The following is an 11,928-nucleotide window of genomic DNA, read 5'->3' as shown; positions in this document are numbered from 1 at the left end:
TCGGGATGTGGGACTCGTTCGGGCCAGACCTGGTGGTGGTTGCCATCGGCGCCGCCCTCACTGGGCTCATCGCCGGCGGCACCTACCTGGTGACCTTCCGGCGGTTGGAGGATCAGGCCGTAGGGGCGTTGATCCGGCAGATTTACGAACGTCGGGCGTTCATCGCGGTTGATGCCCCAGTGCCTATTCGTGATGCCTATTCCACAGACGATTTCGGACGCGTCGCGAGGAGCGTCGTGACGGTTCGCGGTGAGATAGACATCGCTCGCCGGTCCGTTGGGCGCTCTAGGGATCTGCAGGAAGCCCTCGCCTCGATGAAGTTGGCGTGCAACCGTTACCTCGAGCGAAGTGCTCAGCGACCTGACGGTTATGTCATCGAACTCATGGGGCTGCGCGAAGAGCTGTGGGTTGAGATACAGCAACTAAATCGTTCGCGGAGTTCTCTTCCGGCCCTTGAGCCAGGTGCCGGAGCATTCTGAGTCAGTCTCCGCGGAGTTCGCTGACGCTGTCGATGAGATGCATCCGAAAGGGCTCGTCACTGCCTCACGAGATCCAGTGCACGTTGCATGGCCGACGCTCCGACGCTAAGCCCCGGCATCTTCATGCCGGACCAGTCAAAATGAAGTGTGTCTGACTCTCAACGACGTCATCCTTCAGCGTTCATCTCCTGGGCGCACGTCGACCCGGACTGGTCACCGCCGGAGATTGAAGCTCGTAGGAACTCAGTCTTCGACTTGGCGACGGTGCTTCGAAACAACGGGATCGATGCTGACGTCGATCTTTATCACCTAACTGATCCTGTTGACTGGACTCGTTGGGGCCCGAACCGCATCACGGAGTGTGACGTTGTGCTCGTCGTGGTGTCTGACAGCTGGCGGCTAGCGTGGGATGGCGGCGGCAATCCCAGTACGGGAGGTGGCGCCGCGGCGGAGGCTGACTCGCTCCGCAGTATCTACTCCGCGAATCGAGATGCTTTTCTCAGAAAGGTGCGACTTGTACTTCTGCCGGGGGTAGACAGCCAATACATTCCTAATGGACTGCACGGTGTGCCCCGCTTTCAAATCAATTCCATCGATGACGCTGGGCTGTCAGAGCTACTCAGAAGCCTTACCGAGCAGCCGGAGTTCATCAAGAGCTCACTCGGGCCCCTGCCGGAACTCCCGCCAAAGACTTCGGTCTTCGCCAGCTCGCAGCGATCGGCTACCCCGGTTGACTCAGCCGTCACTGATAAGACTGTTGCCCCCCTCACGTCAGACATCTCACCTGGTCAGCGCAATGCGCTCGCAAAGGCGCGGGACTACCTCCGGTACACCGCCTTCTCCAAGAGGGGCCTAGTCAATCAGCTGGCGTCGGAGGGCTTCGCCGTCGAAGATGCGGAATTTGCCGCGGCGAACGTGGGCGCAGCTTGGGACGAACAGGCCGCGAAAAAGGCCGGTGACTACCTCGCGCATATCGCTTTCTCTAGAAGAGGCCTGCTCGGCCAGCTCGTCTCAGAAGGATTTACTCAACAGGAATCAGAGCGCGCGGTAGCCAACGTCCGTGCTGATTGGGCTGAGCAGGCGGCCAAAAAAGCCGAGTCATACCTCGCAAATGGATCCTTCTCCCAGTCCGGACTGGCAAGCCAGCTCTTGTTCGATGGCTTCACTGAGGACCAAGCAGCCGCCGCCGTGAGGGACACCTATCAATAGGAGCCGACGAAGCGACCGCTTGATGCTTGGGTTGCATCATCCGCCGCGATCATGGGTCTGTCGCAGCGCTCGATAGCCAAGTTCGACTGGTCTCTGACCGCGGCGACCGCAGATTCACTCTTTCCAAATCCGGGAGCGGCGGGGTGTTTTGCGACGGTCTAGCTCCAGTTCAGACTCGCTGACCGGATGATACCCAAGTCCGTGCGGTGCAAGCGACCGTTTTCGAGGCCCCAGACGAGAGCGGCGTCGAGGCGGGTACCGATCGCCTCCGTCATGCGTTTGCCACCGAAGACTGATAGTGCCTCGCGCTTCAGGTCGGGCTCCGCAAGACCTGCCGAGGCTTCCGAGACGATTGACATTGCGTTTGCGATCTCGACGAGTGAGACGTGATCGAGGGGGCGGGCTTCGCCCCGCTGCGAGTCGCGCGCTCGGCGCCACGTTGCGGGGTCGAGGTCGGTCGGCCAGGCGAAGGGCTCGGTTGAGCGGGCCTTCATCTCGGGCGGCACGAAGTTCAGGATGGCTATCGCTCGGGATTGGGCGACTTTGTTGAGGTCGAACGCCGCCGCCACGAGCTTCGCCAGCCTCACCAGGTGCACTGGGCCTTCCGTCGCCACGATCTCGCGGATGACGGCCTCCACCGCTCGGGCGGCGTCGAGACGGGGGAGCGCGTCTAGGACGGCGATCGAACCGACCCTTCGCGGGATCCACGGGATGTAGGGCTCGATGAGGTCGTCGATGACGGAGCGCTGAGCGGTAGGTGCGCTCGCCAGGTTCTTGAAGAGGTTGGGAGCATCCGCTGCGGCGAGGTCGTCGCCGCAGATTGGCGCTTCTCCGGGGAGTGCGAACGCTGCTGCAGTCGAGGCGGGAGTGTCAATCTCCGCATCGTCCCCGAGCGCCTGCTCGACCATCGAGTCGACGCGGGCGAGCTGATCGCCGTTGCCGGCGGCCGCCTGCACGTCGGCGATCGCCAGTTCGAGGCGGTCGAGCACCGCCTCGCGGCCGTGCAACCACTCCGGCAGCCACACGCGCTCCACCGCAGGCCAGTGCATCAGGTTCTTCAGGACCTCGATCGGGAGGCCGTCGCGGTCGGACACCGTTCGGCGGGATCTCCACGAGTCGCCGTCGAGCAACACCGCCAGCACAGGGCGGTCAGGGGTGTCGGCCGGGGCGATACTCAGGTCGACACGGAAGTCGGAGAGGCCGACGTCCGTTTTCACCGCGAGGCCGCGCATCCGCAGTTCTGCAGCGATGTCGTCTCGGTGGCGGTCGAAGATCGCCGTGCGGCGGGGGTCGGCCTCGAGGGCTTCCGACCCGCTGGCCGCCATCTCCAGGTACGACTTCAGGTGCTTCACTCCGACCGAGCTGGTCTGCTCGGCGCGGAGTTCCGACGGGTCGAAGCTCGCGAACAACAGCACCTGACGGCGCGCCCGCGTGACCGCCACGTTGAGGCGGCGCTCACCACCGGCACGCTGCAGCGGGCCAAAGTTGAGCGGGAGGAAACCCTTCTCGTTCACGCTGAACGCGATCGAGAACAGGATGGCGTCGCGCTCGTCGCCCTGCACGTTCTCGAGGTTCTTCACGAACAGTCCCTCGCTGTCGTGGTCGAGGGCATTCAGAATTCGCTCGTCGCCGGTGTCGCGAAGTAAGTTCTCGATGAAGTCGCGCTGTTGGGCGTTGAACGTCACGACTCCCAGGGAGGGAGCTTCGAAGTCGGCTGCCCCGACATCCGGCTGCACAGCCGAGGCCGCGTCGAACCGGCGCCGGATCTCGGCCACGATCGCCTCGGCCTCGATGCGGTTCGTGCGCAGCTCCTTGCCCTTGCCCGAGCGGTTGAAGGTGCCGTTCACCCGCACCATCGAGACCCCGTAGCCGTCCAGCGACGAGCGCTCGGCCGACCGCAGCGGCGCCGGGAACGACGACAGCCGGCTTTCGTAGTAGTGGTGATTGCTGAACGAGATGAGCGACTCGTCCTGACTGCGGTAGTGCCAGGAGAGCCATTTGCTCGGCACCTGCGACTGCACGCACTCCGAGAGGATCGACTCCTCGTCGGGCACCGCCTCAGTCAGGAGTTCGACCTCCTCGTCAGCGTCGATCGCCGTCTCTCCGAAGCTCGTCGGAGGCATCTGCTTGCTGTCGCCCACCACGACCACCGAGGCCGCCCTGCCCATCGCGCCCACCGCATCCGCCACCCTGATCTGCGAGGCCTCGTCGAACACCACGATGTCGAACAGGCCAGGCTTCGCGGGGAAGAAGCGCGCGACAGACTCGGGCGACATCAGTGTGATGGGCAGGATCTGCGTGATCAGCTCGCCGAACGTGTCCAGCAGGGTGCGCACGCTCATCCCACCCCGCTGACGCTCGAGCTGACGGCGCAGCAGACCGACCTGCCCGGCAGGCGCGGACGAGTCGAAGCGCCGCAAGCTCAGGACGTGAGCAGGGATGGCGTTCGGCAGCTCGGCCCGAATCGCGAGTGCACTCGTGGTGAAGCGTTCGATGGAGCGGTTGTGGGCGGTGGGGTCGAAGTCGACGAGGCCGGTGTTCTGCTCGCGCTCGGCGACGGATGCCGCGGCGAGTCCCTTCTCGAACGACAGGCGGGCGTCGTCAGCCGAGAGCGCACCGGTGAGGAGGGCCTGCACTGCGTCGGACAAGCCTCGGCGCCGCAGGGGCTCGAGGGCTCGCGAGAATGCGAGCCAGCGTTCCAGGGTGACGGGTGTCGGTGAGTCGAGGTTTCGGCCGGCGCGAGTCGCCGCCCAGGTGGAGAAGAAGCCGGGGCATGCCGGCGTCTGTGACTGCGTCGGGGTCAGCGTCTGTGTCGGAGCCGATGTCTGTGCCGACGCAGCCCAAGACGCTAGGTCGCTCGCCGTCGTGCGCGCCGCAGCGATCAGACCTGCCCACGCTGTTGCGAGAGAGGCCATCGAAGCAGAGCGGTTGGCGTCAGGCGCGGTCGTCTCGTACCGGCGACGGCACTCGGCGGTGAAGGCACCGACGTCTTCTCCGGGCCGCACGCCGATCGTCGATCCGACCCAGCGGAGCCAGGCGATCTGGCTGCTCACCGACTCGGCATCATCCGGTCGCAGGGGGTTCCAGTCGGCGGCGATGCGCACGCCCTCGAGCTGCTGAGCGGTGGCCCGGAGCGTGTGCAGGTACCCGGCCCACTCGGAGATCTGTCCGGTTAAGGTCGAGAGCTGCTTGAGATCGACGGCGTCCGGCGACCGCAGCACCGGTGCCAGCCTCGCCACGATCGCGCGCCGCCGCTTCTTGCGGCCGAAGAAGCCCGACTGATCGGCGGCAATAGCCTCGGCGTGGATGTCGGCCAGGTCGAGAGCGACCGCATCCGGAGTCGCTTGCTGCAGCCAGACCGGTGGCGTCTGAACGAGAGCGGCGAGCTGTTCGATCACGGACGTGGCGGCCTGGTTCCAGGGGCTCGGTCCCGTCTGGTCTCCGGCCGCATCGATCGTCGTGGGAGCCTCGCGCTGGTAGCCGTCGATGCGCGACCAGTCGGCGAGCTGTTCGGGGGAGTGCGCGAGCGCGAGGAACTCGAACGGGACTCCCGCGTCGAGGGTGGCTGCAAGTGCGCGGTCAAGTTCCTGTGCCGCCGCGTGCGTGACGACCGGATCGATAGGCGCCTCCGGCCTGTCGACGACGAACCCCCACGAATTCACCCGCTGCGGCCGCGCATAGTCGGCTGTCTCGGGGAGGTCGCGAAGGGCCGTCCGGATCGAGTCGAAGTCGTCGGGCGAACCACCCGCGATCAGTGCGGCCGGCACCGGCAGTTCCGGCACGAACGCGTCGGCCGCCAACTCGCCCGTGCGCGCAGAGTAGAGCGACAGTCCCGCCGGGTTGCTCTCGTGGAGGCGGTCGGCGTACCGCGACAGGCTGCGGCGGTTGGAGTTCGCGATCTCGAGGTTCGTGCTGAGAGCGGCCCCGTCGGTCGTGACGCGGTGTTCGAGAGCAGACTTGATCTGCGCGCGCACCACGGCCGGCCGAGCGCCCTTGTCGTGCAGATCGAGGGAGAACGGGCCGAGACCGATCTCTTCGAGCCGCCGCTGCACGACGCTGAGGGCGGCACGCTTCTCGGCCACGAACAGCACGCGTTTGCCATCGGTGAGGGCCTTCGCCAGAAGGTTCGTGATGGTCTGTGACTTTCCCGTCCCGGGAGGGCCCTCGAGCACGAAGGTTCGCCCGTGCGCGGCCTCGGCGACCGCTTCCAGCTGCGAGGAGTCGGCGGGAACCGGGCATTGGGCGCTCAGCGTGTCGAGGTCGACGGCGTTCTCGGCCGTCGCGGCCGGCACGGGGTCGACGAATGCCGCCGTGGGCGTCTCGATCAGGTGTTTCACGAGCGGGTTGCCGGCGAGCGATTCCCAGTTTTCGTCGAGATCTTTCCAGAGCCGGAACTTCGCGAACTGGAGGATGCCCAGACTGACGGTGTCCTCGACCCGGAACGGGAGGTGCGCATCGAGCATGGCCTGGCGGGTGGCGGTGAAGGCGGCCTGCAGGTCGATGCCCGCGCCATCCTGATCCGGATCGGCAAGACCGGGGATCTTGAGATCGTAGGCCTGCGAGAGCTTCTCGAGCAGGCAGTAGTTAGGTGTGGATGCGCCGGACTCGTCGAGCGTAAGGCGATAGAGCGACCCGCGGTTGGCCGTCGTCAGCGTCACGGGAACCAGGATGAGCGGAGAACGGAGTTCGCGGTCGTTGAACGTCCAGTGCAGCATCCCGAATGCGAGATAGAGGTTGTTCGCGCCCGTCTCTTCCACGATCGTCTTCGCCTTGTAGGCGAGGTAGCGGAGCTTGGTGGCGTACGACTCCTCGGTGATGTCGATGAACGCCTCCCTGCGGTCGGCGAGCAACTGCGCGCGGGTGTCGTCGGGGAGATCGCGGCCGAACTGGATCTTGCGTTCGCGATCGACGGCACCGACCGCGTTCGACGGCCGCAGCGACAGCTGGATGCCCGAGTTGATCTGGTCTTCGAGGTGCGCGAGGGCGCCACTCGGCACGGCCAGGGAGTAGCCGGCGCGGTCGGTGAAGTTGATCAGGCGGTTGCGGAGACTCAGATCGAGGAGCGAGTTCTTCCATTGCGCGACCCGTGCCGGGGCGGCGACCTTCGTGCTGTTGTCGGCGGTGGTCGGGGCGATCTCCCGGCCGTCGCGCAAGGCGACTCTCGCCGCGACCCGGTACTCGGTGACCACGACGGTGCCGTCGGCATCGACGGAACGAGAAGGGAGCGGGAAGATGCTCGCCGAACGTGCTGCGCCCACGTCGACCACGCCGATGAAGGTGCTCGCCGCGCCCTCGACGCGCGGGAGTGCTGCCCGCTTGGCGGCGTCGAAGTCGCCGGCTCGGGAGTCGGTGACGGCGGTGGTCTCGATGAGCACGATCTGGCCCAGCGCGACGCGGTTGAGCAGATCGGCGGGTTCCGCGTCGACCACAGAGCCCATCTCGCTGTTCTGACGCCAGTACCCGAGGAACGCGTGGCCGTCGAAGATCCACAGGGTCGAATTGATGCCTGCCTGCTCGAGAGCTGCGGCGAGAACGACCGTCGTGTCGAGGCACGTGCCGACCTGACCCTCGAGCACCTCGGCCGGGGTACGCACCTTCTGGCCGGTGCTCGACCAACTGGCGGGAGGCTCGGCGTACCGGATGCGCCGCGAACGCATGGTCTCGTAGATCGCCTCGACCGTGGCATCCACTCGCTTCGGGTCTTCGAGCTGGTAGCCCGTCATGCTGCGGTCGCCGGTGCGCTTCTCGAGAAGTGTGCCGGCCTCCCGGAGGAGGGGCTGGATGGATGCTGCGTTGGGCTGCACGTAGGCGGGCAGAAGCTCCAGGGCGAGCTGGACAGGGTCGGTGCGCCACTGCGACGCTGCCAGGACGTCGACATCGGACGAGGCCTCGGCGAGCGTCGTCCCGTCGGCGTCAGTCAAGCGCGCGGTGATGCGGCCGGGACGCTGTTCGTCGACGGCGAGCATCTTCGCCGGGTCGAGGAAGAGGCTGAGCTCGGAGAGCGTGACCGTCGCGTGCTCGGCGAGGTCGATGAGGGTGGTGCTCGGGGCTCCCAGGGAGCCGAAGGCGTCGGTGGCCTCGATTTCGAGCGATGCGCCCCGGAGCATCGCGCCAGGGTTCGTGATGGTCACGGACTCGAGTGCCGAGAGGCGGGCGTTCGCCAGGGCGTAGCTGACGATGCCGGCGGTCGTGAGTTCAAGGGTGAGGGTGGTGGGTCGAGTGTCGGGGGCGGTGTGCTCGGGGGCTTGAACGAGCTCTGGTGCCGCTGCCGGCACATCTAGCGGCAGATCGTGCTCGTCGGTTGGGACAGCCGCTGGTGCTGCGACTGCTTCCGGTGGTGCGATTGCCTCTGGCGCTGCCTGGCCCGCCTGGTCGCTGAGGTCTCGGATCTGCTGAGCGCCGCTCGCATCCCCGATCGCGGTGAGCAGCAGCTCGACCGTCTGGAGCGCCCTGGTTGTGTCGAGGGTAGTGAACTCGCGGTGGTGGGCCCAGGCGTTGCGCACCTCGCGAAGCTCTTGCGCGTAGTTCTGCCCGCGACGGGAGAGCCTCTCGGCGAACGGGTACTGAAGGCGCTCGCCTAGGTTCTCGGTCAGCACGCGAAGCAGCACGGAGAGGTCGTCAGGCGAATACTCCTTGCCGACGATCCCCTTCTGCGTGTCCTTCAGTTCGAGTACGGCTGTCCAGGGGACTCCGGCGTTGAGTCGCGGCCGCAACACGTCTTCGACGAACGGCTGCAGCCCGGAGATGGTGATCTCGAGGGCGCGAGCGACGAGCTCGCGATTCTTGCTGGACTCCATCGAGTAACTCCCGGCGCTGTACGGCGAACGAACTCGCAGCGCACGGGCACGTCGTCACTGCGTGTGTCGAGCATAGCTTCGGCGGATGTCTCCGCTACAGCTGACGACGCTGGTGGCGTCTCGACTCGGCTGCGCGCCAATCGATGAGTACAAAATGCTCAGACGGACCTGCCTCTCCATCCGAGCATGCTCGTTGCTGAAGTTGCTGCTCGTCGGGAGGAATCGCATGGTCGATGGAAGTGTCGGGAGAGGTGAGGACCATGGTTGAGAAGCCGGTCAGTTGGGAACAGACACAAGCGAAGCTCGACCGTGATCCGGAGCGCGTCGCCGCCGCACGCGGCGCCGCTGAGGCAGAGGTGCTCGCCTACCAGCTCGTGGCGCTGCGCAAGCAGGCTGCTCTGACGCAATCGGAGCTCAGCAAGACGATGGGGGTGTCGCAGCGTCGCGTGTCTGCGATCGAGCGCGGACAGCTGGAGTCATTCGAGTTGGACACCATCAAGAACTACATCGCGGCACTCGGAGGACATGTTCGAGTGGTCGCTGACTTCGGCGACCGCAGCTTCACGCTCGCCAGCTGATGGTGATCTGAGGCGGCCGTCTCGGCCCTGTTCGCCGCCGATGAGGCGGGTGTGCAGGTCCGCGTCGTGTCAGCGGTCGATCCGCCGCCGTCGAGACCCGATGACGATCAGAACGACGCCGACGACCGCGAGCACCAGGCCGATCCAGAGCCAGGTGCGGTCTCCCGTCATCGAGCTGCCGGGGATGAGGTTCGCGCCCTGGCCGGCGAAGACGATGCCGATCAGCAGAGCGACGACACCGATGATGATGAGCGCCAGGCGCCCGGCTCTGCTTGTCATGAGGGTGACGCTACTCGCGATCGGGGCCGAGGTGGAGGCTGCCCGCGGAATGGGCGTCCCGTGCTTGCGCGCTGGGACACGTCTGGAATGGGCGGCTATGGTTCGTCGCGGAGGAGAAAATGCGGGGTCTGATCACACGAAAGGACACCGAACCATGGACAAGCCGATACTGATCGTCGTCGACCGGGTGGGGGAGTTGCCGGGCGGGGAACGGTACGTGTTCTCATTCGTCGAGCTGTGGCCCGAGCAAGTCGTCGTTCGGATGGTGGGGCTGGGCGAAGGCGTGGGAAAGGAGCTCACCGGGCTCGAGCTCTCGCTCCGCGACGACGGCGGGCGGGGGTACGAGTGGGTGGCCACGACCTCGGGCGGGATGGTGTTGCCCGAGGAGGTGATCGTGGGGTTCACCGGGCCGGTACGGGATGGGGTGCGGGCACTCGAGGTGGCGACGGGCGCGGGTGACGTGCTGCACCGCATCCGGATCACCTAGCGAGACGGAGGGCGCAGACCCGACACCACCGACAAAGCAGAGGGGCACCCCCCTCCGGCGACGAAGTCGAGGGCGGGGTGGAAGGGTTGTCCGGTTGGAGCCACAGGCAGCGGGCCTGGCGGGAGCCCGCACAGCGGGCGGGGGACTGTGGCTCCAAGCGGATAAGCCTTCCACCCCGACCGGCGTGCCGAAACCCGCTCAGACCCGACGACGACGGAGGCGGAGGAGCAGCGCCATGCCGACGATGCTCACCGCGCCGGCACCGCCAGCCAGCGACCAGGCGAGGGGCAGCACTGTGCCCACACCGGTCGCCGCCAGCGCGGGCTTGACCTCCTTGGCCGGCACCTCGACCTGGGCGAGCACGTTGTCGCCCGCCTTCTCGTCCCACACGTTCTCGTTCGCGAAGCGCACCGAGTAGGCCGGGTTGCCGCGCAGCGACTCGTACTTGTCAGGCAGCCAGAGCGCCAGCGTGTAGTGGCCCGGAGCGAGTTCGGCGGGGATCTCGATCTCCTGCTCGATCGTCGCTTCCTGGCCCGACTTCCACGAGCGGGGGTCTGCCGCCAACGGCAGCTGGTAGGTGTGGTCGTCGCCTCGGAGGACCAGGAACGCGGGGCGTTCGTTGATGATCGAGGCCCAGCCGACGTTTCCGAGCGTGATGGAGATCGGCGTGCGCTCGCCCGGCACCAGCGTGGCGGGCAGGCTGGCGTGCCTCAGTTCGAGGCGATAGCCGAGCTTCATCATCATCTCGTGGCGGCAGGGCGCGTACTGGTCCAGCGCATCCGGATCGAAGAAGCCGTCGAGGTAGGTGAAGTGCATCTTCGCGAGTTCGGGGGCGCTGTCGTACAGGTTGGGTACGGCCGGCTCGGCCTGCTCCTCCGGGGTCGGGCCGGTCACGGCCACGGCGCAGCTCGTGCGCACGCTCGGCTTGCAGGCCACGCCGCCGATCATGTGGTTCTCGCCGAGTTCGCCGATCTTCGCCTTGAGGGCGACGATCTCTTCGTTCGTCGCCTCGCCCGTGTCGACGCCCTCCACCCAGGTGCCGTCGTCATCCGGATACCGCGACGCGTAGCAGGACTGGTAGTCGGTGACGCGGCTGTCGGCGCTCGTCCAGTCCGGCACCAGGGTGGGGTCGATGATGTCGTAGGGGTGACGGATCGCGACCTGCCGTTCGGCCGGGAAGGCGTCGAGGATGGCGTCGAGGACCTTCTTCTTGGTCTCGGGCTCGAGAAGGAGGTGGGGCGAGCAGTGCCACTCACCCCACTCGCCGATGAAGCCGGCGTCGAGCCCCATGATGACGTCGGTGTTCTTCGCGAGCACCGGCTTCAGCGACGCCAGGTGCTTCAGGATCCACTCCAGGTCGGCGTCGGCATCGGCCGGGACGCCCTTCGGGACCACGGACACGTCGGGGCAGCTCGTCGTCAGCCCCGGCGTCTTCGGGTCGAGGTTCTGGCTGTAGCTGAAGTGCATGAACGCCTTCAGGCCGTGCTCGCGCAGCAGCGCGAACGACGTGTCGAGCTTGTCGAGGAACGCCTGGTCGAGGTCGCTGGTGAGATAAGGGGAGAGGTCGACGCCGGCGTGCACGAACGAGTTGCCGCGCTCGATCTCGGCCTTCAGTTGGAACGGCTTCACGTCGATGAAGTCGTTGATGACCTTGTTGAAGCCACGCTCGGGGTTGGCGAACTCGGCGTCGGGGGTGGGGGTGTACTGGTGTTCGGCGGAGGTGGAGTGCGGGGCCGGGACCGCTGGGGGTGCCTCGGTTGTCAGGGTGCCGGTGGAGGTGGAGGCGGCGGTAGCGGCGGCGCCGGCGGTGGTGGTGGCGGACGCCGAGAGCGCGGGCACGGTCAGGCCGACGGCCAGGAGTGCCGCCAGCGCGGCACGGGCGGCGAGACCTCGTTTCGTGACCCCGGCGATTCGGCGTCGTCGTCGTCCGGCCGCTGCGTGTGCGCTCGGTGGTGCGGTGCCTTCGTTTTCGGCACGATTCATGGTTCCCCCTCGAAGTCAGCCCAGTGCGCCGCGGATGCATGGCCTTCGTCAGCAAAGCTCCGCGCCCAGGGCACGCGGAGCAGTTTGGCAGCGCGGCCGCTCGAGCACACTGGGAT

General features: G+C 66.6%; 7 protein-coding genes. 4 read left to right on the top strand and 3 right to left on the bottom strand.

The annotated features are described in order from the left end of the window. Positions 1–5: 5 nt before the first annotated feature. Positions 6–479, top strand: a complete 474-nt coding sequence (locus tag AC59HU_RS03450) for a hypothetical protein (RefSeq protein WP_497221933.1) — start codon at positions 6–8, stop codon at positions 477–479. A gap of 147 nt (positions 480–626) precedes the next feature. After that, the gene (locus tag AC59HU_RS03445; protein ID WP_497221932.1) at positions 627–1,688 is read left to right on the top strand and encodes an Ltp family lipoprotein; all 1,062 of its coding nucleotides are present in this window, start codon (positions 627–629) and stop codon (positions 1,686–1,688) included. 158 nt (positions 1,689–1,846) lie between these two features. Here the strand turns inward: AC59HU_RS03445 and proA are convergent, their stop codons facing one another. After that, a complete protein-coding gene (gene proA, locus AC59HU_RS03440; protein ID WP_497221931.1) occupies positions 1,847–8,485 on the bottom strand; it encodes an anti-phage protein ProA in 6,639 nt (2,212 codons plus the stop codon). A gap of 260 nt (positions 8,486–8,745) precedes the next feature. On the opposite strand from proA, the gene AC59HU_RS03435 reads away from it, so the two are divergent. Continuing rightward, positions 8,746–9,063, top strand: coding sequence for an XRE family transcriptional regulator (locus tag AC59HU_RS03435; protein WP_497221930.1), 318 nt, complete (start codon positions 8,746–8,748; stop codon positions 9,061–9,063). A gap of 69 nt (positions 9,064–9,132) precedes the next feature. Here the strand turns inward: AC59HU_RS03435 and AC59HU_RS03430 are convergent, their stop codons facing one another. After that, a complete protein-coding gene (locus AC59HU_RS03430; protein ID WP_497221929.1) occupies positions 9,133–9,342 on the bottom strand; it encodes a hypothetical protein in 210 nt (69 codons plus the stop codon). Positions 9,343–9,496: 154 nt separating this feature from the next. Between AC59HU_RS03430 and AC59HU_RS03425 the strand changes: the two genes are divergently transcribed. Continuing rightward, positions 9,497–9,829, top strand: a complete 333-nt coding sequence (locus AC59HU_RS03425; RefSeq protein WP_497221928.1) for a hypothetical protein — start codon at positions 9,497–9,499, stop codon at positions 9,827–9,829. 198 nt (positions 9,830–10,027) lie between these two features. On the opposite strand, the gene AC59HU_RS03420 is transcribed toward AC59HU_RS03425, so the two are convergent. Further along, positions 10,028–11,812: a DUF4832 domain-containing protein gene (locus AC59HU_RS03420; protein WP_497221927.1), complete on the bottom strand. Its 1,785-nt coding sequence runs from the start codon at positions 11,810–11,812 to the stop codon at positions 10,028–10,030. Positions 11,813–11,928 lie beyond the last annotated feature (116 nt).

It is taken from the genome of Herbiconiux sp. 320_LB (assembly GCF_059691755.1).
Note: the sequence above shows the minus strand (reverse complement) of the source record. Positions and strands in the feature narration are given on the sequence as shown.

Coding starts and splice junctions, on each gene's coding strand:
- AC59HU_RS03450 (WP_497221933.1), top strand. CDS start 6: ATGTGGGACTCGTTCGGGCCAGACCTGGTGGTGGTTGCCATCGGCGCC.
- proA (WP_497221931.1), bottom strand. CDS start 8,485: ATGGAGTCCAGCAAGAATCGCGAGCTCGTCGCTCGCGCCCTCGAGATC.
- AC59HU_RS03435 (WP_497221930.1), top strand. CDS start 8,746: ATGGTTGAGAAGCCGGTCAGTTGGGAACAGACACAAGCGAAGCTCGAC.
- AC59HU_RS03430 (WP_497221929.1), bottom strand. CDS start 9,342: ATGACAAGCAGAGCCGGGCGCCTGGCGCTCATCATCATCGGTGTCGTC.
- AC59HU_RS03425 (WP_497221928.1), top strand. CDS start 9,497: ATGGACAAGCCGATACTGATCGTCGTCGACCGGGTGGGGGAGTTGCCG.
- AC59HU_RS03420 (WP_497221927.1), bottom strand. CDS start 11,812: ATGAATCGTGCCGAAAACGAAGGCACCGCACCACCGAGCGCACACGCA.